This window comes from Raoultibacter timonensis (assembly GCF_900240215.1).
GTDB lineage: Bacteria > Actinomycetota > Coriobacteriia > Coriobacteriales > Eggerthellaceae > Raoultibacter > Raoultibacter timonensis.
In genome coordinates this window covers 851,142-873,601 of record NZ_LT964679.1, presented here as the reverse complement: position 1 = coordinate 873,601, position 22,460 = coordinate 851,142, and the positions used below count along the sequence as shown (strand labels likewise).

Here is a 22,460-nt window from a genome sequence, read left to right as displayed (position 1 = left end):
GCTCACAATCCTTCGCCGTACCCGAAGCGCCGTATCTGGGTAAGATCGCGCCTCCAGTTCTTCTTCACCTTTACCGTAAGGTCGAGAAACACCTTGCATCCGAGCAGCTGCTCGAGATCTTCGCGGGCTTGCGTGCCCACCTGCTTGATGGCCGAGCCGCCCTTCCCGATTATCATGCCCTTCTGGCTCTCGCGCTCGACGTACACGACCGCGAATATCCTGTACATGTCCTTGGCCCGCACGTATTCGAGCTCGTCGGTTACGACGCCGATCGCATGCGGTATCTCCTCGCGAAAGCTCCTCAGGATCTTCTCCCTGATGAACTCCGCAATGATGACTTCGAGCGATTGGTCGGTATCCATATCGTCGGGAAACCATTTGGGCCCGGCGGGCAAGAAGCTCTCGGCAAGGTCGACGAACGCCTCGACGTTGCTCCCCGTTTCCGCAGACACTTCCACGACGCCGTCCCAATCGGCCAAAGACTCGGCTGCAAGCCTTTGCTTCTCGATCTCGTCGGCGCTCGCAAGGTCGGTCTTGGTGATGACGAGGATGCGCTTCGCTTTCGCGCCCCTCACATGCCCTGCGACCCATTCGTCGCCCGTTCCGATCGGCTTCGAGGCGTCGATGAGCATGGCGACGACATCGACGTCTTCGAGCGCCTTCAAGGCTGACGTGTTGAGCTCCTCTCCAAGCGCATCATGGGGCTTGTGAAGCCCGGGCGTATCCACCATGACGAGCTGGAACCCGGGACGCGTGAGCACGGCCCTGAACCGATGGCGGGTCGTCTGCGCCGTATTGGACGTTATGGCGATCTTCTTTCCCATCACGGCGTTGATGAGCGTCGACTTACCGGCGTTCGGCCTTCCGACCAGTGTCACGAAACCCGATCTGAACGAGGATTCGCCGTCGTGTTCGAGTTTTTCATCCATGTAACCTCCTAGAAACCCATCAAAGCCATGACGGGCGGAACGAATACGATTGCCGCAACGATGACCGATCCGATCGCGCAGACGAGGACCGCACCGGCGGCGCAGTCTTTTGCGTGCTTGGCGAGCTCCGAATACGCAGGCGAAACGAGATCGACCGCTGCCTCGATCGCCGTGTTCATGCACTCGAACGCGAACACGACAACGATGCAGACGGCGATGGCCGTCCATCCCCAGGGCTCGATTCCCAACGCGATGCCGAGGATAGCGGCAAGCAAGGCCACCGCAAGGTGTATCTTCATGTTGCGCTGCGTATTGAACGCATGGGCTATGCCGCACGCCGCGCACGAAAAGGCCCGGCCGAGCGAAAAACGCTCGCCGACCTGCTTATCCTTCGCGTTGCGGACAAACCGCTTGCGCCCATCTCCCATGCTCTCGACCTTTGCTGTTCTATTGGACCGGAGCAGAACCCGCATTCCCCGTCGCGCTTACCGAAGCTCTGCGCTTCGTCCACGCTTCGAGGATCTCAGCCTCGAGCGATTCCATGCGCTCGGCCTCGTCGTCCTCCACATGATCGTATCCGCAGAGGTGGAGCAGCCCGTGCACGAGCAGCAAGCTTATCTCCTCTTCGAACGTCGTTCCGAATTCCGCCGTCTGGCGGATAGCCACATCGGGCGCGATGACCACGTCGCCGAGCGTCAGCACCGCCTCCTCGACGCCGAACATGGCCGAAAGATCTTCGTCAGGGCCGTCGCATTCGAACGACAGCACATCGGTCGGACCCTCTTTTCCGCGGTAGCGCTTGTTGAGCTCGGCGATCGCCTCGTCGGTGACGAAGCTGATCGAGACCTCGGTATTGAACGGCTTTCCCTCGTGATTGAGCACGAATACGGCAAGGCCCTCGATCGGCAGCGCCTCGAGCTCTTCCTTGCGATGCTGGTAATCGATCTGTACATCCATGGTTTACCGCTTCCTTTCAGCAGAATCGTACGCGGCGACGATGGCGGCCACGAGCGAATGGCGCACCACGTCTTTGCCGGTGAAATCGCAAAACGAGATGTCGTTGAGACCTTCGAGGATCGCGCGTACGTTTTTGAGCCCCGAAACGCCACGCGGCAGATCGAGCTGCGTGACATCGCCCGTCACGACCATCTTCGAACCGAATCCGAGCCGCGTTAAGAACATCTTCATCTGCTCGGGCGTGGTGTTTTGCGCCTCGTCGAGAATGATGAAGCTGTCGTTGAGCGTGCGCCCGCGCATGAACGCCAAGGGGGCGATCTCGATGACGCCTCCCTCGATGAGCTGGTTCGCCTTCTCCATGTCGGTCATGTCGAACAGCGCGTCGTAGAGGGGCCTGATGTAGGGATCCACCTTCTCGGTGAGCGTGCCGGGCAGAAACCCGAGGCTCTCGCCGGCCTCCACCACGGGACGGGTGAGAATGATGCGGCCGACCTCCTTGCGCTTGAGCGCGGCAACGGCCATGGCCATGGCAAGATAGGTTTTCCCGGTTCCCGCAGGGCCGATGCCGAACGTGATCGTGTTTTCCCGAATCGCGTCGACGTAGCGCTTCTGCCCGGCGGTCTTCGGGCGTATGGCGCGCCCGCGATACGTGAGCAGAATGTCCTCGCGCAGCGCCTGCGGGGCGAACTCCGCCGTATGGAGCAGATCGATGGCGTGGCGCACGTACTCGAGCGTCGGCTCGTTGCCGCTCTCGACCATCTTGATCATATCCGAGAACAGCGCCGTCAGGGACTGCACTTCGAGCGGATCGCCCGAAAGCTCGATAGTCGTACCCCTTACGGTGATGCGGGCACCGAAGGCATCCTGGATGGCATGGAGCAGCTCGTCGGCCTGCCCGACGATCTGGACCATGCTCACGTTGTCGGGGGCGGTGAGGGTAATTTGCGTTTGATCTGTCATATCGCCATTGTACCATGCGCCCATAAAACGCATGGTGACGTAACCAAACCGACACCGCACAAAAACGGCGGTCCCGATCGACCGGGACCGCCGATGCTTGCTGCGCGCAATCGATTCAAACCTATCTGCGCCCGCCCCGCGTCGAGCGCCGGCGAAGGTGCGCCGATGCGACGATCAGCGCAGCACAAACGGCCATGCCGACTCCCGCCAAGGCGGCGTCGCCGACAGGATCGCCCGTCGTCGGGAACCGCATCGTTTCGTACGCGCGTTTTACAGAACCCGCATCGGTTTGCGGAAGCGGCTTCGGATCGTCTTGACCATCCGGTTCCCCCGTTGTCCCCGATGGGCGGCTATCGGGATTCTCCGGATTACCATCGGGGCTTTCAGGATTGTCTCCGCCGCCCGAATCTCCCCCGGGATTATGGGGGTCATCGGGATCGATCGGTTCCGGATCCCCGTACACAAGCGAATACACCGAGAACCGATCCGTCTCGAATGTGATCGTAGCGGGGTCGCCGTCGAGATCCTGAAGCTCCGTCACTTCGATGCCCCCGTCATCCAGTTTATGGAACCGCATGACGGAAAACGTGCGGTTTTCGGCAATTGCCTCTTGGGGAATCTCGAGGCAGAAACGCAATCGAGATCCCGTTTGCTGTACCGACGAAACGGATGATTCAACACCGTCGACCGACTTGACGAGATCGATGTCGAGATGATACGCCAACGTGCATCCATGCTCCGCAAAAGCTTGATCGACAACCGCCGCAACCTCGGACGGAACCTCCTCGAGCATCGCAACGTGAAGGGAGAAGCCGATGAGCGAACCTTGCTCCATGGCGTTTCGATCTTCGTCGGTGAGCAGCCGATCGGCCAACCCCGCAACGTTTTCGACCGAAACCGACGGCATGCCGGGCTCCTCCGGGACGACCGTCTCAATCGCTCCTGGACCGGGAGGCACCTCGTCTCCCACGCGCCAAACCGAAGACCGGTACCCGTCGATTTCTTCAACAGCGTGCTTGAGGCTTCCTCCTACGCGAGAAAACCAGTTCGATTGCGATACCTCGTCCTTGCATACGACCGCCGGCTCCCCTTCGGCGATTCCCGAAATCGATAGTTTAACCGGGTTCCCAGGCGCCTTTCCGACGAACGAGTCGATGTGCAGAGGCGAAGAAATCGACGCGGTATCGAAACAGGCGAACAGTTGGATCTCGTTCGCCGATCCGACGATGTCGATAGCGCTCTTGCCGACGATCGGCACGATTTTTTCTCCGACGAGCACGCCTCCTGCAAGCTGTTCCACCCACGATGCCTCGATCGGCACCGAAACGGAATTCGGTTCCACCGGCGAGGCGGCAACATCGTCTGTCTCGCCGCCAGCGTACAGCACGCTCGAAAACCAAACGTCGTCGTACATCGTATTCGAAACGTTGCGTAGCGCAACGCGTGAATCTAAGACGCGTGCATTACCGCCCGAACCGGCATCTCCGCTCCCGTAGATGTTTCCTCCCCCAACGCAATCGCTCATCGCAACCGATACGGTACCCGAGATCGAAGCATCCGCTCCGGCACCTTGCGCATTTCCCCCGGCAAACGTCGCACCCGCAACATAGCTGCCGAATTGCGTGCTAACGGGATACGCGGAATCGCGGACGGTTACGCTCGCCGAACCAGCACGGGCCGCACCGCCGTTGTACGCCTCCCCGCCGCCAAAAAAATAACCGTATAGATTGCTGCAGTTCTTTATCTCAACCGCCGCATGGCCGAACACATCGGCCATGCCACCCGAATGAGCCGATCCGCCACCTTGAACCGACATCGCTTCGTCGCCATCGACCACTACCGAAACGGAATCCGCGGTTGCGCTCGTATTGACCCCGTTCGCATAACCCGCCCCGTAAACCTCGCGTACATCAACGTCGGTGCACTGAACCTCGATATGCCCTCGAACATCCGCCGTCGCACTACCCGTAGCGCCGCTTGCGAGTTCCGCGCTGCCGCCACCGCGAAGCGAGTACGTTCGTCCTGCAACACTGGTATACGTCGATCCGACCGAAGCAGAGGCGTTGTAGCCCTTCTGCGAGAACGCCGATCCTCCTCCGTAGAGATTTCCGTGATTTCCCGTCGGCGTTGCCGAAACGACAACCGACGCAGCCCCCGCTACGTTTGCCGAAGCGTCTCCCTTGTACGCATTCGCATATCCGCCCCCGTGCACCGTTCCCGCATCGACGTTTCCCGTAATCGTCACGGTGGCATTCCCCGAAACATCGGCCGAACCCGATCCGTCGGAGTACCCTCCCCCGTATACGGTGCCGATTTTCACTCCCCCTATCCTGATGTTCGTATCTCCGTCAACCGGGGTGTTCTTCCCGCCGCCGTAAACCGTGCTCAGGCTACTCAACGCCGGCGTGAGCTTCTCGGTTCCGCTCTCGTCGAAAACGTAGAGTTTTCCATCGGAATCCCTCTTTATCGTTACGGCAACACCGTTGGCGTACAGGGTCGAGCCATCGATCAGGATGCCCCGATCGGACTGCACCCCATCGGTTTGCATGGAAGCAGTTGCCGTTTCCGTTTCAAGAGGTTCCGAACTGGAGTCGTCGATGCCGTTGCCGATCCCGTCAACGGCTTCTTCGTCTTCGGCGGTAGCGGGATCGCCGAAGACGGCGTCCGGGGTGCCTTCGTCTACCGATCCTTCCTCTTGAGCGGTTTCGGGCTCACCGCCAAAGGGTTCCTCCATCGATGTGTTTCCGAATTCGTCCCGAGACAGGGGAGCTTCTTCGGCTTGAGCCGAGAAACCCGAGAGGATCGATGTCAGCGACATGACGAGAATGATTGAAAGCGCACACGATCCAAAGGTGCGAACACGATGCAGCATAGCCTTGTTCCTTCTACGATGTGCCCCTACGTTTTCGCCAATCTGGCAATGCTAAGTATTTTTATTATATTAAACCATTCGTTTAGAGCAATCCACAGATTTCGACAAAAGAGTTGGACCGTTATCTCATCGTTTGTTTTCGTCGGGGGCATGTGCGCACGACCGACCGAAGCACCTGCGCGCGTGTTCGGCCGAAACGGTTTCTCAAGCAATCCAGGATGCGGCCGAAAGCTTCGCGCAATCCGTCAGGGAAGCCGAAGCTCGACAAGCTCGCCTGGCGATAGCTCGGCGGCAACGTCGATCTCGAAATAGCTCTCAGTCATGCCCTTGCCGTTCGTTTCGACGAGCACGCATTCGACGGATCCTCGCCGAACCTCGTATGCGGCGTTTCGCAAGCGGTCGCCGAGCTCGGACAACGCCGCCGCACGGAGCGCCTTCACGTTCGGGGGAACCTGATCGCTCCTGATCGCTGCAGGGGTTCCCTCCCGTTTCGAATACGGGAACACGTGGATCTTCGAGAACCGGCAACGCCGCGCCATGGCGAGGGTCTCCGCAAAGTCGTCGTCGCTTTCGCCGGGGAACCCGACGATGATGTCGGTCGAAAGGGAAAGCGACGGCATGGCCGCGTACAAACGGTCCACGAGATCGACATACCGCTCGGCCGAATACGGACGCGCCATCCCCCGCAGAACGCGGGAGCTGCCCGCCTGCAGAGGCAGGTGAAGGTGACGGGCGATCCTGCCGTCCGACCGCGCCATCAAATCGATCAGCCGCTCTGAAACGTCGCGTGGTTCAATGCTCGATATGCGGATGCGTGCTTCGCTCGACGCCCCGAGCAGCCTTTCGAGCAGGTCAGCCAAATCAAGGCCTTCTTCGCGATAGGTTCCGATGTTGATGCCCGAAAGCACGATCTCCCGAACCCCCGCCTCGGTATAGCGCCGATACTCTTCGACCACCTCGTCGGCAGGACGGCTCCAAGCCCTTCCCCGCGCAACGTGCACGATGCAGTACGTACAGGCGTTGTCGCACCCGTCCTGGACCTTGATCCCCACACGCGTCGGGAACCCTCTTCCAACGCGCAGAACCGAGATCGGGTCTTCGCCCCGCCCGTCGACGCGCGGCGGCATGGCGCGAAAACTGCTCCGAAGAGGCGGGATGAGCTCCATCAGCCTATCGGCTTGCCGCGTCGCTTCGGCGAGCTCGCGCTTCCCCGCGACAACCACCCTCCCGTCGAGCGCGCGAAACGCTTCGGCGTCGATAGCGGCCGCACACCCCGTTACCACCACGGAAGCCCGAGGATGTTCGCGCAGCGCGCGTCGAACGGCCTTCCTCGTTTTCTTTTCCGCCTCGCCGGTAACGGTGCAGGTGTTCACGATGACGAGATCGGCACCCGTGCTTTCGCCGAGCAAGCCGCCTCCAGAGGCTTCGGCCGCGTGGCCTCCCTCGCCATGACGGCGACTCCACGGCTCCATGCCGAGCTTTTCGAGGGAAACGGCCAGATCGTCCGATTCGACCCGATTCACCTTGCACCCGAGGTTGACAATCGAGTACCTCATTGAAGGCCGCCGAGTTCGTACAGTACGAGAGCGGGCGCGATGAGCCCGGCGGTTTCCGTTCTGAGGATGGAGGCGCCGAGGCTGACCGTAGACGCGAATCGGTTTTCACCGCAGATCGCTTTCACCTCGGTTTCGCAAAGGCCGCCTTCCGGTCCGACGACCACGAGCACGCGAGCGCCTTCGGGTCCAAGGGTCCGCCCCCTCATCGCCTCGCAGAGAGCGCGGCGAATCGAGGTGCTTCGCTCCTCCTCCCAGCAGACGAGCACGGCTGTCGCATTCCCCGCCATCTCGCGCACGCCAGCAAGGCCCGTCGGCTCCAAGACCTCGGGGACGCGCGTTTGACCCGACTGCATGGCAGCGCTCTTCGCGATGGCGCGCCAGCGAGCCGTACGCGATGCGGCCTTCTTCGCATCGAGCTTCACGATGGAGCGCTCGCAGGAAAACGGAACGAATCCCGCTACGCCGATCTCGGTCGCGTGGCGGATGATCCCGTCCATCTTATCGCCTTTCGCGATCCCCTGAACGAGCACCACCGTCGCCCCGTTGCTTTCACTCTCGATTTTCTGCGCGATGCGCACGCAGCACGCATCGCGGTCGAACGAGACGATCTCGCATTCGAAGTAGTCCTGCGCAGCGTCGATCACGGCAATGTGCTCACCGGGTGCGAGCCTGAGCACCCGCGCATGCTTCGCGTCGTCTTCGGCGAGGCGCAAGAGGAATACCTCGTCCGCCTCGTCCGCGAGAACCTGGTTGTCGAGATAGAAATGAGGAAGCGACATGCGCGTTCGCCTTTAGTTGAACACGTCGCGAAGCTTCTGGAGCGGTGTGCGCTCCTCGGCCACGTCGTCGCCCATCTCCTCGGCGAGCTTTTCGAGCAGCTCCCGCTGCTTCTTCGTCACTTTCTTGGGGATCACCACGTTGACGTGCACGTACATATCGCCGCGGTTATCGCTCTTGAAGCGCGGCATGCCGAACCCGCGTACGCGGACCACCTGCTCGTTCTGGCACCCCTCGGGAATGCGCACCTTGACGACCTCGTCGTCGAAGATGCCGTCTATTTCGATTTCCGCTCCGAGCGTCGCCTGCACGATGGATATGTTCGCTCGGGCATGGAGGTTGTCGCCCTCGCGCTCGAAGAACTCGTGGGGTTGGATGCGGCAGGTGACGATGAGGTCTCCCGCCACAGCTCCCTGCATGCCCGCCTCCCCGAATCCGGATATGCGCAGCTGTTGGCTGTCGCGTATGCCCACGGGAACCTCGACGGTGACGCGTTGCCGATCGGGAACGCGCCCCTGGCCCTCGCACTCGGGGCAGGGGTTGTCGATGGTGGTGCCGGTGCCCCCGCAGGTCTTGCAGGTTTGCGCGGTCTGCATGTCGCCCAAGAACGTATGCTGCACGGTGACGACGCGGCCCCTGCCCTGGCAATCGGGACACGTAACCTCTTTGCCGTCGGGTCCGAGACCCGTTCCATCGCAATCGGGACAGGGCGCCAAACGGTCGTAGACGATCTCCTTCTTAGCACCGGCGGCCACCTCTTCGAGCGTCAGCCTGAGACCCACGCCCATATCGCGGCCCTCTTTGCGCGTGACGGCATGGTTTCCGGCACCGCCGAAGAACGAGCTGAAAAGATCCCCCATGCCGAAGCCTCCGCCGAACAGGTCCTCGAAATCGACGTACTGGGATCCGCCTCCGCCGCCTGCCGCGCCGGGAATCGTCCCGAACCTATCGTATTGGGCCCGCTTGTTCGGATCGCTCAAGACATCGTATGCCTCGTTGAGCTCCTTGAAACGGTCCTCTGCGTCGGGAGCCTTGTTCACATCGGGGTGAAGCTCCCTCGCCTGTTTGCGGAACGCTTTCTTGATCTCGTCTTCGCTGGCGTTTTTCGAGACGCCGAGCACCTCGTAGAGGTCTTTGGCCATTGCTCGGATACCTTTCTACAATCTACAATCAGCTGTCCTGCAACGCGCTCTGCGCGAGCCTGACCGCTTTGATGACCTTTGAATAATCCATGCGCGTCGGTCCGATCACCGCAACGACGCCTGCAGCCTCGCCGCGACCGTACTGGGTTGCAACGACCGAAACGCCGGAAAGAGCCTCGTCGTTGTTCTCGTGCCCGATCCGCACGATCGGCCCGATACCCGCCGTCGCATCGTCGAACACGTGAAGCAGCACCGCGTCGTCTTCGAGGATCTGCATGATGGGAAGGAGCGCTTGGGCGTGGCTGAACTCGGGTTGTCGCAAGAGCGTGCTCACGCCGATGCGATAGGCGCGCCCCGTATCGCTTTCCTGCAGGCAGTACATGACCTCTTCGAGCACGAGCCTCACCAGCGGATCGCCCAACGCCTCGGCTGCCTCGAGATCGATGCGATCCCTGACCTCCGTAAGCGATCTTCCCGCGAATACGTCGTTCAAGAGGTTCTGCACGGCTGCCAGATCGTCGGAGGAGACTTCTTCCGAGAACTCGACGGAGCGGTTGAGAACCTGGCCGTCCTCGGTTACGAGCACCACCAAAGCACGATGGACCGAAAGCGAGATGAGCGAAATCTGGCGGATGTGCAGAGCGAGCACCGAAGGCGCTAAAACGATGGAGAGGCAATCGGTCAAACGCGTCAGCGCAACCGATGTGCGCTCGATCAGATCGTCGAGCTCGCTTGCGTTCCTCTTCAGCTCCTCGACCGTATCGCTGTAGGGAAGCTCATCGGTTGCAAGCCCGCTTTCGAGCAGCTCGTCGACGAACGCACGATACCCGACGTCGGTCGGAATGCGCCCTGCCGACGTGTGGGGCTGCACGATATAACCGGCGTCTTCGAGCACCGAAAGCTCGTTGCGCACCGTTGCAGGACTCACGCCCAGCTTGTACCGCTCGACAAGCGTGCGCGATCCGACCGGGAGCGCCCGGGCAACGTATTCTTCGATAAGAGCGCTCAAAACCCGTTGCCGTCTGTCAGAGAGCACCGCTCGCCTTCCTTCCGTTCGATCCCATACGAAGCCAACCACGTATTTTAGCAGCCTCGCCCAAGGAGTGCTAATCATTCTTGCGTTTTATCGGTATCTTGACGTAAGCACCACAGAGACGGTCCCTACGGTCGGGAGCCGATCGCCGCCCGCAACGGACCGGCGGCTTACGGAGCCATATCGAAGATGCGCCCGTACAACTCGTTGCCGCACAGCCACCCCATAACCGTGGGAAGGTAGCGCCCTTCGCGGCGTTCGGCGAGCCCCGCCTCGACAAGCCCGCGGAAAACGGTCAACGACTCGGGCAGCAGAAGCGCCGCAGCCCCAACCTGCTCGTCGCTCACCCCTTGCACCATGCGCATGCCGAGCATGAGGTCCTCGGCGCACATCTGCCTCCTGTCGAGATCGTCGATGACCTGCCCATCCTGAACGCGCATGCGCCGCGCTTCGTTCTGGGTCATGGTGACGGCCGACGTGCCGAAGCCGAGATAGGGCTTCCCCGTCCAATAGGCGATGTTGTGGCGGCATTCGAATCCGGGTTTCGCGTAGCTTGCGACCTCGTAGCGCGCATAGCCTGCCGGATCGAGTACGCGCAGCGCGGTTTCCATCATGATAGCCTGCACGTCTTCAACCGGCGCTTCGAGAGCGCCCGACTCCACGAGGGTTTCGAGCAGCGTGTTCTCTTCGACCGTCAGCGGGTACACGCTCACATGGGCAACGCCCGCTTCGATGGCGCACGCCAGATCCGCCGCGAAACTCTCGTGGCTCTGCCCGGGAATTCCGCACATGAGATCGATGCTCACGTTCTCGAACCGCGTCTGAGCGCAGGCGATGGCCCGCTTCGCGGTTTCCGCATCGTGTACGCGCCCGAGCTTCCTCAGCAGATCGTCGTCGAAGCTCTGCACGCCGATCGAGAGCCTGTTCACCCCGAGCGCCCACAGGTCCTTCACCATGGGCTCGGTCAGGCTCTCGGGGTTCGCCTCCATCGTGCACTCCACCTCGGGCGTCAGATGTAGCGAGGTCGAAAGCGTGTACAGGAGCTTCGAGAGGTTGCCCATGCCGATATGGCTCGGCGTTCCGCCCCCGATGTATACGGTCTCGATGCTGCCGAGCTTTCCCTCGCGCGAAGCGCGCCTGATCTCGAGCACGAGCTCGTCAACGTAGTCGGCGATCGCGGGATCGTCGCAATCTGCAGCCCGCGTTGCGAAATCGCAGTACGCGCACCGCTGCTTGCAAAATGGGATATGCAGGTAGAGCGCCTTATACGGGTCGTACATGGTCTTCGCATCCCTTCTCGATCGCCAGCCGCAGCGCTTCGAGTACGCGATCGAAATCCGCAAGCGTTTGGCAGGAATTGATCTCCTTGCGGGCAACCGACGCGTGCGGAAGCCCTGCTAGGTACCACATGGCGTGCTTTCTCATGCGCGCGATGTTCTTTCCGCCTCGCCGATCGAGCAGATCGGCGTGACGATGGGCCATGGCGAGCCGATCTTCCCAGCTCGGTGCCTTCGGCCGATCGGAGCCCGCCAGCGCAGCTTTCACGTCGGCGAACACCCAGGGGTTTCCCTCAGCGCCTCGGGCGACCATCACCGCATCGCAGCAGGTCTTCTTCACCATAGCGAGCGCGTCGTCGCCGCTTCTCACGTCGCCGTTTCCGATGACGGGAATCGCTACGGCGCGCTTCACTTCGGCAATCGTATCCCAATCGGCGCTTCCGCTGTAGTACTGCATCGCATAGCGTCCGTGCACGGCGACCGCCGCCGCACCAGCCCGCTCGGCCATGACGGCGAACGGAACCGCAAGTTCCTCGCCGACGGCGTATCCCCTCCTGAACTTGCAGGTAACCGGGACCGAAACCGCATCGACAACCCGCTCGATGATTTCGCGGGCGAGATCGGGCGTGGTCATGAGCTTGCTGCCGTCGCCTTTCGAAACGATTTTTCGGGCGGGACAGCCCATATTGATGTCGAGGTATGCGAGGCGCTCGCCCAGCTCGCCCTCGATCCATGCGGCCTCCCGGGCCATGACATCGGGTTCGTGGCCGAACAGCTGCACGGCGACGATATCCTCGCCGCCCGCCAGATCGAGCAAACGGCGCGTCTTTTCGTTCGCATACGAAAGCCCTTTGGCCGACACCATTTCGGTATAGGTGACATCGGCGCCCTGCTCGCGGCACAGGGTGCGAAACGCCGTATCGGAAACGCCCGCCATGGGGGCGAGCAATACGCGCCGCTCTTCGAAGAACGGTCTCAGGGCATCGTTCGTTTTCACGCGGTTCTCAAACTTTACGCATCGGCATCCGGACCGACCCACACCACCGGACTCGTCCTCTCGAGATGAACCGGTTCGGATGCGGCATACCCGAGAGCCGCCATTCCGTGCACCTCGTAGTCGGCCGGCACTCCGAGCGCGTCGAGGCACGCGCGCACTTCCGGCTCGTCGCAGATCCCCTGCAGCTGGTTGATCCACACGCTGCCGATGTCGAAGCTCGCCGCAGCGAGCATGATGTTCTCCATGGCGCAACCGTCGTCCTCACGGCCGAACGGCACGCCCTTTTTATGGGCGACGACGACAAGCGCCTGCGGAGCGTACATGGTGTAGGATTCCCGTCCCATCGCCTCGCCCATGACGCTCGCGAGCTGTGCGATTCTGCCCCGGTCTTCCACGAATACGAACACCCACTCTTGCCGGTTGTTCGCCGATGGGGCATGCTTTGCGCACAGGGCGATGGTTTCGAGCTCCTCGTGGGGTATCGGACGTTCGTCAAACGATCTGACCGAGCGCCTTTTCAAGATTGTTTCGATCGTGCCGTTCGTTTTCATGATGCAACTCCAATGCAGGCTCGGCGCTCAGCGCCGAACCCCTCATGGCGCAGGATCCCTGCTACCCGGTGTACACGTCGCCAATGGCTCCCAAGCTTCCGATGACGACGAAGCCCAAGACCACAACGAGCACGACGACGAGGATCATCGCGACGAGAGCGATGCCCGAGCAGCCGCCTTGCGGTTTCTGGTTCTTCCGCTCGTCGAACGGATCGTCGAGCCAATCGTAGTCTTCTTTTCGGTTCCTAGCCATACCAATCGCTTTTCATATCCAGTCGAACAGCTCCCGCTCGAGCCGCAACTTCCAGTTTACCCGAACACGGTCCCCTAGTCGTCCACCTTCAGAATAGCCATAAAAGCCTCTTGCGGAACCTCCACATTGCCGATGTTCTTCATGCGCTTCTTTCCGGCTTTCTGCTTTTCGAGCAGCTTGCGCTTGCGGGAGATGTCGCCGCCGTAGCACTTTGCGAGCACATCCTTGCGCTTCGCCTTCACCGTCTCGCGCGCAAGCACCCTGCCTCCGATAGCGGCCTGAATCGGAACTTCGAACATCTGGCGCGGAATGATCTCCTTGAGTCGTTCGGTGAGGATGCGTCCGCGATCGTAAGCCTTGTCCCGGTGCACGATGAACGAAAGCGCATCGATCGGCTTGCCCGAAAGCAGGATGTCGAGCTTCACAAGCTTCGAGGGCTTATAGCCGTCGAACTCGTAATCGAGACTCGCGTATCCCTTCGTGTTCGACTTGAGCTTGTCGAAGTAATCCATGATGAGTTCGGAAAGCGGTATCTCCCACAGCATCTCGACCGTTGTCGTCGACAGGTAGTTCATCGTGACGAACGTACCGCGGCGCGCCACCGTCAAATCCATGACCGCGCCCACGTAGTCGGGCGGGATGAGTATCTTCGCCTTGAGGTACGGCTCTTCGATCCGCTCGATCTCGCCCGGATCCGGCATCTCCTGCGGCGAATGGAGCGAGATCATCTCGCCGCCCTGCCTGTACACGTGGTACTCGACCGAGGGCGCCGTCGCAAGAAGATCGAGGCCGAACTCGCGCTCCAAGCGCTCCTTGATGACCTCCATGTGTAAAAGCCCCAAAAAGCCCACGCGGAAGCCGAAGCCGAGCGCGTGCGATTTCTCGGGTTCCCAGATAAGCGCCGGATCGTTGAGCGAAAGCTTCTCGAGCGCCTCCTTGAGCGGTTCGTACTGGTCGCCCTCGATGGGAAACAGACCCGTGAACACCATCGGCTTCACTTCGCGATAGCCCGGAAGCGGTTCGCTCACGCCGCCCGCCGCGTTCGTGATGGTATCGCCCACCTTTACATGGGAAACGTCTTTAAGCCCCGTCACGAGATAGCCCACCTCGCCCACCGAAAGCTCGGGCATAGGGGTTTCGGCGGGACGCCGGGCGCCGACCTCTTCAACGAGCGCATCGATGCCGGTTGCCATCATGTGGATGCGATCGCCCTTCTTCATGGACCCGTCCACCACGCGCACGAGCGCCACAACGCCCCGGTACGCATCGAAGTACGAATCGAAGATGAGGGCGCGCAGCGGCGCGGACGGATCGCCCTCGGGAGCGGGGATGTCGTACACGACCGCTTCGAGGAGGTCGTGCACGCCTGCGCCCGTTTTGCCGCTCGCGAGCACCGCATCGTCGGCGGGTATGGCGAGACCGTCTTCGATCTCCTGCTTCACCCGCTCGGGCTCCGCTGCGGGAAGGTCGATCTTGTTGATGAGCGGGATGATCTCCAGATCGGCATTCATGGCCATCATCGCGTTGGCAACCGTCTGGGCCTCGACGCCCTGGGTCGCATCGACGACGAGCACCGCGCCCTCGCAGGCCGCAAGCGAACGCGACACCTCGTAGGTGAAATCGACATGGCCGGGCGTGTCGATGAGGTTGAACTGGTAAAGCTCGCCGTCATCGGCGCGGTAGTCGACGCGAACGGCTTGGCTCTTGATCGTGATGCCGCGTTCGCGTTCGATATCCATCGAGTCGAGGACCTGTTCCTTCATGTCGCGCGACGAAACCGTACCCGTCAACTCGAGGATGCGATCGGAGAGCGTCGATTTTCCGTGATCGATGTGCGCGATGATCGAAAAATTACGGATGTATTTCGGGTCTTGGGTCATAACCTGTCTTTCGTGCATGAGCAAGCCGGATGGGCGCATGCCCGCCGCGGCGCGGTTTTCGGTGGCTTTCTATGATAGCCGAGGATCGCCTGCCCGCAAGAGAGCGGTTTGCATGTGCGTCGGTTTTCCCGAATTCCCCTGCAGCTTTCCATCGGCTTTCCGACGATCGGGCGGAAATGCGTAGTTTCGGTAAATTCTCCCCCGAAACGCCCTGAACGTTTGCTATTCTATCTCATTGTGTATTCAGCGATACGTTCGCGCGGTAACCGATACCGCCGAATCCGCAGACGTGGCTGCATTGAGGATTCGTCTCGCTGGTTGACCGATTGGTCCGAGAAACGTGAAAATCCCGCCGTTTCTCACGCATCGCAGGTTGGGCATGCGCTTTCATGCATGGGCATGATCCGTTTTCGGATCCTTTTGCGAGGCAATCGGCAATATCGGCGATCGCACGCGGCAGAAGCCCCGCGATCGGAACGCTGGATACAGGAAGTCGATTGATTTCGCAAGATACAAGCTCGTGATTCATTGGAGGAACTACCTACATGGCTAACATCAAAAGTCAGAAGAAGCGCATCAAGACCAACGAGAAGGCTCGCCTGCGCAACCGCTCTGTCCGCTCCGAACTCAAAACCGCTACCCGCGCAGTCCAGGACGCTGTCGCCGCAGGCAACGGCGCCGAGGCCTATGCTGCAGCCCTCGCTGCTTGCCGTCTGATGGACAAGGCCGTCTCCAAGGGCGTCATCCATAAGCGCCAGGCCGCAAACCGTAAGAGCGGCATCATGCTTCTGGCGAACACGGTTGTAACCCCCGAGGACATCGCTGCCTACAAGCCGGTCGAGAAGAAGAAGGCCGAAGTCAAGGGCGGATCCAAGAAGGCCGCCGCGAAAGCCGAGAAGAAGAAGGCTCTAGAGGCTGCTGCAAAGGAGAAGGCGAAGCGTCGCGCCGAGACCGAGAAGGCCCAGAAGGCCGCCGCGAAGAAGAAGGCCGAAGCCGAAGCTGCGGCTGCCGCAGAGTCCTCCGAAGAGGCTGCCGAATAACTAACGCATGATCGAACCATTCGGGTTCGTCCGCATATCAAGTGAGAAAAGGCCCGAAAGGGCCTTTTCTCATGGTTGCCGTATTCGAGCTCCGCCAACACGCGATGACGAGCGCTGGCGCCCACCGACGATCGCCGTTGCGGGCCAAGCGTCTAGCCGCGTCTTGTTACGGCAAGCACCCAATCGAGGAACGCGTCGTTGGGGTCGGTGCCGCTCTTCATGGCACGCTCGGTATCCCGGGCTCCGATAAGGGCCCCGCGCAACTCTTCGGCCGTATACGACCGAGCCCATGCCACGTGGTTCTTCACGCGCCAATCGGGCATCTTGAGCGTTGCGGCGAGGCTCCGCTCGGCACCGCGGGCCTCCAAGGAGCGCGCGCATATGAGCTCGCGCAGCCGCGTAACGCACATGGCGAGCAGAGCGTGGGGCGAAGCGGATTCCATGCGCTGAAGGCACATTATGCACTTCGTCTGGTTGCGTGCCGCGAAAGCATCGACGAATTCCCACGGCTTGATCTCGGCGGTTCGGCTGACGAGCGATGCGATCTCGTGCTCGTTAACCGCATCGTTGCCCCGATGGGACAGCGCGATCTTCTTCAGTTCGCTATCGAGATGCACGGTGTTTTCGCCAACCAGTTCGATAAGCTTGTTGGCAGCGCCTTCGGTGATGGTAACGCCGTGCCCGACCGCGAGCGAACGAACGGTTTTCGGAAGCTCGTAGCGTTTAAGGGGCGCGCAATCGATGATAGCGGTTTTACCGAGCGCCGCCATCGCCTTGTAGAGCCGGGTGTTCTTCGCGAGCTTATCGGTGACAAGCGCCAACACCGTCGAAGCAAACGGCGATGCGAGGTATGCGACAAGCGCTTCGGCATCGGCCTTCTTGAGCTTGTCCGCCGAAGTCACGAGCACCAGACGCGCCTCGCTGGCAAACGGCATCGTGTTGCATGCCGCCACGATGTCGGCCCCCGTTGCGCGTTCGCCATCGAACGTATCCGAGTTGAACGAAAGATCGCCGAGCTTGGCGATCCTCGCCTTGAGCCGTTTGAGGACCGCCTCGCGCTTGAGTTCGTCTTCCCCGTTCACAAGGTAGGCGGGCAGCAGTACATCTTTCTTTTCAGTAGTCATACGGCTATTTTAGCGTAGCGTCTCCACCTCGAGCGCATCCGATTTCATTCTGCACACAACATCCCCCGCAACATCGGTTCGGTACACGGCGCTCCCCTCGCCCTCAAGTACAAATAGCGTTTGTGCTGCCGGGTGGCCGTAGCGGTTGCGCGCCCCCGCGCTCACAAGCGAGACCGAGGGCGAGAGCACCGAAGCCGTTTCCGCATCGATCGCGGCTTTCGAGCCGTGATGGCCGACTTTGTACAGGTCGACCTTCCCGAGCCGCCCCGCAGCTATCATTTCGTCGAGCTGCGCGTCTTCGGCATCTCCGCAGAACAAACCCGTCCACTCGCTCCTTTCGTCTCGGTCTTCATCGACCGCCATGAGCAAGCACAGGCTATCGGCGTTGCCCCCGTCGTCGACGAAGGCGTCGGGCCAGATAACGCGAAGCGCAATCGCGCCGATGCGAAGCTCGTCCCCCACCGAAAGCCCCCTTACCCCCTCAGAGCCCGCGAGCGCGCCGGCTGCCGCTCTCAGCTTCGAGCACGAGGCGCACGCGCATTCGAGGAGATCGTCGGCAACGAACACGCACCCGACGCGAATAACGCCGTCGAGCGCGGCAAGCGATGCGCAATGGTCGTCGTCGGGATGGCTGATCACGACAGCGTCGAGCGAGAGCACGCCGTTGCGCGCCAAAGCCGCCAAAAGCTCGGTATCCCGATTGCCGGTATCCACAAGCACGGCGCGGCCCTCGCTGCGCACGACGAAGGCGTCCCCTTGTCCTACGTCGAGCATAACCACCTCCGTCGCACGGTTCCCGAATGCGACTCCCCCGATCGCGGCAGCCAGCACGCCGAGCGCCGCAATAAGCGCAACCGTCCGCCTCGTCGGCGGACGCGGCCACAGCAACCATGCAAGCGCAGCCGTCACGCCGCTTATCGCGAGCGCCCACCCAAGCGGCAGGTCGCAGGGAATCGATGCGACCGGCATATCGGCCATGACGCCTATGCCCTCGCAGAATCCCTGCGCCGCGCCGACGAGGGCATCGAGCAGCCAGCTGCAGGCATCGGGCAAAGCGCAGCAGACTGCGATTACGACGAGGCCTCCCCCGCAGAAAAGCGCGAAGAACGGCAAGACGTACAGATTCGCCAGAGGAGAGACGAGGGGCAGCTGCGCGAAAATCGAGGCGGAGAGGGGCATGGTGAGCGCGCCCGAGGAAACGGTAAGCGCAACGCAATCGCATAGCGCATGGGCGCGGGCCCCGGTTGCCGCGAGGTACCAGTCGCGAGCCAGAGGTCCGAACACGATGATGCCGGCGGTCGACAGCACCGACAGCGCGAACGAAACCGATACGGATACCTCGGCGGACAACGCCAGCATGAAGCATGCGCACACCGCAAGCGCCGCAAGGCCCGACGACCGTCGGCGCGCATAGACAGAGGACAGGGAAACGGCCGTCATGATCGCAGCCCTCACCCCCGAGACGGGCATCCCCGTGCAAACGAGGTACGCGAGAACGAACACCGCCTGCACGACAGCAACCGCACGCTTCGGCACGCGCATCGCCATGAGGAAAACCCCCAGCAGCATGCACACAATGGAGAGGTGGGCTCCCGAAACGGCAACGACATGAGCCAGGCCGACCGCCTTCACCTGCCGATAAAGCCCCGAAGAGTCGAGTTCGCTGCGATCGCCGAGAAGAACGGCCCGCAGAAACGCTGCGCCCTGCCCGCGGTATCCGTCGAACAGGGCGAGAGCGGATTCCCGAAACGCAACCAGGATATCCTTAAGCCCACCGGCCTCGACGCGCACCAGCTCGTCCGCCGTTGCAGCGGCCGCCACCCCGAACCCGTGATAATACGCCTTCGATCCCTCGGATAGCTCCGAGAACCGCGCACGTACATCGTACACGGCACCGTAGCGCAGCAGTCCGTATTCGGTCGGATAGCGCAAACTCACCGCCACCGATCCGCCGTCGGGCATACGCAGGTCCGCAACGCAAGTGCAACCGAAATCGCCTTCCCGCGCATCGGAGGCCAACTCGAGCCGGTACGTTTCCAAAGGCAGCGATTGCAGATCGTTTGCCTGCTTGTCCAGCTCCGCGCAGCGGAGCAGCCCGCACGAAACGCCCACCATGCATCCGAGCACTAAAAGCAAGAGCGCTCGCGCCGTTTTCCGCTTGCGCGCCGCGATGAGCGCAAGCGAGCTCAAGGCAGCGAAGCCTGCACCGAATGCCGCCCCGATAGCGCATGCATGCGCCGATGCGCCCTGCGCTGCCGTGAACGAGATCGCGGATGCGGCCCACCACGAAACCGCGAGAAGGGCCATAGGCGGCATCGACATGCGCGGTGTTCGCGCATCGACGCTTCCCAACGTCCGCCCGAGTCGCTCGGCTTTCGCTCTTTCGCTCATCCGACGCAGATGAGGTCTTCGAGCTGTTCGTATTTCTTCGCGCCGATGCCCGATACGCGCTGGATATCGGCGGCAGTCGCAAACGGGCCGTTCGCCTCCCGATCGGCGACGATCTTCTCGGCGGTTGCCTTGCCGATGCCCGGCAGCTCGTCGAGCTTCGACGCGTCGGCTGCGTTGATGTTCACCTTTCCCCCGACAACCGATCCGTCCGACAACGACGCGTTTCCGGCCTTTGCCCCCGCGCCTCCGTTGGCCGATGCGGCCGCATCGGCGTCTTGGACCTCCTCGGCAGTCGGAACCTGGATCTTTTCGCCATCCGACACGGGACGTGCAAGGTTGAGCGATGACTCGGCCGCATCGTCGGCGTACCCGCCCGCAGCATCGATGGCGTCTTGGACCCGCGAGCCTTCCGACAACGCATACATCCCAGGCTGCTCCACCGCACCCGCAACATGCACATACAGATCGAGGGCTTCGGCATTCTCTTTTTCACCCGCCTCTTCGCCAGCGGCCCCCGCTCCGCTTTCCCCAGCTTGTTCGTCGGCCTTGACCACCTCGAACGCGCCTCCCGAAACGATGCCGAACACGCCCTGGACCAAGAGCGCGATGACGATGACGACCGCAATGCAGACTCCCACCAGCGACGATGTTTTCGCATCGGTCATATGGAGCTTCGCGCGCAACGTTTCGGCGCTTTCAACGAACGGCATAGCACCTCCCAGCTTCCTCTGGCGAAAGCATAGCAGGTGCATTGCGCAGATCGGCGCCCCCGCCTGCACCGTACCCTTGCCCGATTGCAGCTTCGGTTCTCCATGATTCCAACGCAGCCTACACGGGATCTGCGGCGCAGCGCGACACGATGCGGGATCTCAGCGATGCGGATGCTACCCCGTCAAGCGGTATCCGGGATGCAGGCCTTACGCATCCGTACGCCCCGAGCGATGCGAATCCCGTATGCAGCACACGACCCTGCGTTGCACGGACAAGCGCTGCGCTCACGCATGCGGCATGAGACGGGTGCTTTGGGCAGAAGCGAGAACCGCAGAGCTCGCAAAGGGCGCTGCGGTTCTCGTTGTATGCGCTTTCGAACAGCGAGGTTTAGCGGGATCCCCCTTTTGCAGCACGCGTTTTCGGCGGCTTGTAAGCGGGGCAGCGGTAATCGCGCACCTCGGCATGCTCGACTATCTCGGCCACCCATTCGTCGATCGGAAGCGGCGCTTCCGCTTCGAGCACGCAGGCGAGCTTCGCATGCGTTTCCGGGCTACGGGGCATGAACAGCGTGCAGCAGTCGGGGGCATCCTGCGACGAGATTTCGAAGGTACCGAGCTTTTGCGCCTGGGCGATAATCTCCTGCTTATCGGTACCGATAAGGGGCCTGAACACGGGCATGCTCACCGCTGCATCGGTTGCCCCGATGTTCTCGAGGGTCTGCGATGCCACCTGCCCCAAGCTTTCGCCCGTCACGAGGGCGCCGGCCTTCTCGCGCGCCGCAAGCGCCTGCGCGACCTTGAACATGAGCCTGCGGTACATGATAACGCGAAGCCCGGGCGGCACCGACCCGGCAATCTCTCGCTGATAATCGCCGAAGGGCACGACGTACACGCGGGCGATGCATCCCGTTCTCTCGAGCACATGGGCGATGTCGTCGACCAGGTACTCGCTCGTCGAAGAGGTCTGCGGCCTTCCTGAAAAATGAACGCCGATGCAGACCGCTCCCCTTCGGGCCAACCTCCACGTTGCAACGGGCGAATCGATGCCGGAAGAAAGCAGGCACATAACGCGCCCGCTGCTGCCTACGGGCAGGCCGCCGACGCCGGGAACGCTCCGAGCGTACACGTACGCCGAACTCTGCACGACCTCGACGCATACCTTGAGGTCGGGATCCTTCATCTTGACCTTTTTTTCGGGGAACGCGTCGCATAGAAGCGATCCGACGAGCTGGTTCATCTGCATGGAATCGATTTCGAAATCGGTATGGCTTCGCCGCGCCGCAACCTTGAAGCTCTCGAACTCGCCCGCTTCGCTCATGGCGTCGACTGCGGCACGTCCTATCTCCTCGATATCGCGCTCCGTCTTGTATCCGCTCGAAACACGCGCCACGCCCGGCACACAGGCGAGCTTATCGGCGATTTCGCAGGCAACCGCGTAGTCGGTCTCCTCCCGAATGAAAACGCATACGCGGCCCGAGATCTTGCGGACGGTCACAACCGGATAACCTTCGAGCATCGCTTCGACGTTCTTGAGCAACCTCAGTTCGAACGAGCTGCGATTGTGGCCTTTAAGGCCGATTTCATGGTAATGGACGAGGCATATTCGCTGAAACACGGTCGGACCCTTTCGCGCGGTGCAGTCGGATGGCTTCCGAACGATTGGGAAGCCCCAAAACATACCGAAATCCCCTGAGGCTCGCAAAGCGGCCGCCCGAGGGGATTATCACGGTTGCTATTCGGTATCGGTTAGTGGTTCTTGATGTCGATCGACTCGGGATCGTAGGAGACCTCTCCCCGTGCGATCTCGTTAAATGCCAAGCTGAGCGGCTTTTTGTCGGCCGCACGGGCGATCTCGACGGCGGTCTGCAGCTGAATCGCGCGATCGCGCTGGCCGCGCATCATGTCGTTGATATCGTGCGCGCGCTTCGATGCGAGCGAGCACAGGAGAAAACGATCGTTATCGGTCCTGTTGAGAAGCTGGTCGATCTTCGGTTCGATGATGCTCATATAC

20 protein-coding genes are annotated in these 22,460 nt (G+C 61.5%); 1 reads left to right on the top strand and 19 read right to left on the bottom strand.

The window, feature by feature from the left end; all coding sequences use genetic code 11:
* Window positions 1-2: 2 nt before the first annotated feature.
* From era to lepA, 14 genes are all read right to left on the bottom strand, one after another.
* Window positions 3-929: a GTPase Era gene (era, locus tag C1722_RS03795; protein ID WP_102378065.1), complete on the bottom strand. Its 927-nt coding sequence runs from the start codon at window positions 927-929 to the stop codon at window positions 3-5.
* An 8-nt stretch (window positions 930-937) separates the two neighbouring features.
* Window positions 938-1,357, bottom strand: coding sequence for a diacylglycerol kinase family protein (locus C1722_RS03790; protein WP_244902433.1), 420 nt, complete (start codon window positions 1,355-1,357; stop codon window positions 938-940).
* Window positions 1,358-1,376: 19 nt separating this feature from the next.
* A complete protein-coding gene (gene ybeY, locus C1722_RS03785; protein ID WP_102378063.1) occupies window positions 1,377-1,886 on the bottom strand; it encodes an rRNA maturation RNase YbeY in 510 nt (169 codons plus the stop codon).
* Between the two features lie 3 nt (window positions 1,887-1,889).
* Window positions 1,890-2,846 (bottom strand): PhoH family protein, encoded by a 957-nt coding sequence (locus C1722_RS03780; RefSeq protein WP_102378062.1) that lies wholly within the window; start codon window positions 2,844-2,846, stop codon window positions 1,890-1,892.
* Window positions 2,847-2,967: 121 nt separating this feature from the next.
* The gene (locus tag C1722_RS03775; protein ID WP_102378061.1) at window positions 2,968-5,718 is read right to left on the bottom strand and encodes a hypothetical protein; all 2,751 of its coding nucleotides are present in this window, start codon (window positions 5,716-5,718) and stop codon (window positions 2,968-2,970) included.
* 245 nt (window positions 5,719-5,963) lie between these two features.
* Window positions 5,964-7,274 (bottom strand): MiaB/RimO family radical SAM methylthiotransferase, encoded by a 1,311-nt coding sequence (locus tag C1722_RS03770; protein WP_102378060.1) that lies wholly within the window; start codon window positions 7,272-7,274, stop codon window positions 5,964-5,966.
* Window positions 7,271-8,053: an RsmE family RNA methyltransferase gene (locus C1722_RS03765; RefSeq protein ID WP_102378059.1), complete on the bottom strand. Its 783-nt coding sequence runs from the start codon at window positions 8,051-8,053 to the stop codon at window positions 7,271-7,273. The genes C1722_RS03770 and C1722_RS03765 overlap by 4 nt, the downstream gene beginning before the upstream one ends.
* A gap of 12 nt (window positions 8,054-8,065) precedes the next feature.
* Window positions 8,066-9,193 carry a molecular chaperone DnaJ gene (dnaJ, locus tag C1722_RS03760; RefSeq protein WP_102378058.1) on the bottom strand — a complete coding sequence of 376 codons (1,128 nt, stop codon included), beginning with the start codon at window positions 9,191-9,193 and terminating at the stop codon, window positions 8,066-8,068.
* A gap of 28 nt (window positions 9,194-9,221) precedes the next feature.
* Window positions 9,222-10,229, bottom strand: a complete 1,008-nt coding sequence (hrcA, locus tag C1722_RS03755; protein WP_180995027.1) for a heat-inducible transcriptional repressor HrcA — start codon at window positions 10,227-10,229, stop codon at window positions 9,222-9,224.
* A 167-nt stretch (window positions 10,230-10,396) separates the two neighbouring features.
* Window positions 10,397-11,506 carry a radical SAM family heme chaperone HemW gene (gene hemW / locus C1722_RS03750; protein WP_102378056.1) on the bottom strand — a complete coding sequence of 370 codons (1,110 nt, stop codon included), beginning with the start codon at window positions 11,504-11,506 and terminating at the stop codon, window positions 10,397-10,399.
* Window positions 11,490-12,500 (bottom strand): tRNA dihydrouridine synthase DusB, encoded by a 1,011-nt coding sequence (dusB, locus tag C1722_RS03745; RefSeq protein ID WP_244902432.1) that lies wholly within the window; start codon window positions 12,498-12,500, stop codon window positions 11,490-11,492. The genes hemW and dusB overlap by 17 nt, the downstream gene beginning before the upstream one ends.
* A gap of 14 nt (window positions 12,501-12,514) precedes the next feature.
* Entirely contained in the window at window positions 12,515-13,051 is a 537-nt protein-coding gene (locus tag C1722_RS03740; RefSeq protein WP_102378055.1) for a nitroreductase family protein, read from the bottom strand.
* A 61-nt stretch (window positions 13,052-13,112) separates the two neighbouring features.
* Window positions 13,113-13,304 carry a hypothetical protein gene (locus tag C1722_RS03735; RefSeq protein WP_102378054.1) on the bottom strand — a complete coding sequence of 64 codons (192 nt, stop codon included), beginning with the start codon at window positions 13,302-13,304 and terminating at the stop codon, window positions 13,113-13,115.
* Between the two features lie 74 nt (window positions 13,305-13,378).
* Window positions 13,379-15,184, bottom strand: coding sequence for a translation elongation factor 4 (lepA, locus tag C1722_RS03730; protein ID WP_102378053.1), 1,806 nt, complete (start codon window positions 15,182-15,184; stop codon window positions 13,379-13,381).
* A 545-nt stretch (window positions 15,185-15,729) separates the two neighbouring features.
* Between lepA and rpsT the strand changes: the two genes are divergently transcribed.
* Window positions 15,730-16,224, top strand: a complete 495-nt coding sequence (rpsT, locus tag C1722_RS03725; RefSeq protein ID WP_102378052.1) for a 30S ribosomal protein S20 — start codon at window positions 15,730-15,732, stop codon at window positions 16,222-16,224.
* A 152-nt stretch (window positions 16,225-16,376) separates the two neighbouring features.
* Here the strand turns inward: rpsT and holA are convergent, their stop codons facing one another.
* From holA to C1722_RS03700, 5 genes are all read right to left on the bottom strand, one after another.
* A complete protein-coding gene (gene holA, locus C1722_RS03720) occupies window positions 16,377-17,348 on the bottom strand; it encodes a DNA polymerase III subunit delta (RefSeq protein ID WP_102378051.1) in 972 nt (323 codons plus the stop codon).
* A 9-nt stretch (window positions 17,349-17,357) separates the two neighbouring features.
* Window positions 17,358-19,655 (bottom strand): ComEC/Rec2 family competence protein, encoded by a 2,298-nt coding sequence (locus C1722_RS03715; protein ID WP_180995026.1) that lies wholly within the window; start codon window positions 19,653-19,655, stop codon window positions 17,358-17,360.
* Between the two features lie 80 nt (window positions 19,656-19,735).
* Complete coding sequence (locus C1722_RS03710; protein ID WP_102378049.1) at window positions 19,736-20,449, bottom strand: ComEA family DNA-binding protein; 714 nt, start codon at window positions 20,447-20,449, stop codon at window positions 19,736-19,738.
* A gap of 388 nt (window positions 20,450-20,837) precedes the next feature.
* Window positions 20,838-22,127 carry a tRNA uracil 4-sulfurtransferase ThiI gene (gene thiI, locus C1722_RS03705; RefSeq protein WP_102378048.1) on the bottom strand — a complete coding sequence of 430 codons (1,290 nt, stop codon included), beginning with the start codon at window positions 22,125-22,127 and terminating at the stop codon, window positions 20,838-20,840.
* 68 nt (window positions 22,128-22,195) lie between these two features.
* The gene (locus C1722_RS03700; RefSeq protein ID WP_102378047.1) at window positions 22,196-22,456 is read right to left on the bottom strand and encodes a DNA-directed RNA polymerase subunit omega; all 261 of its coding nucleotides are present in this window, start codon (window positions 22,454-22,456) and stop codon (window positions 22,196-22,198) included.
* Window positions 22,457-22,460 lie beyond the last annotated feature (4 nt).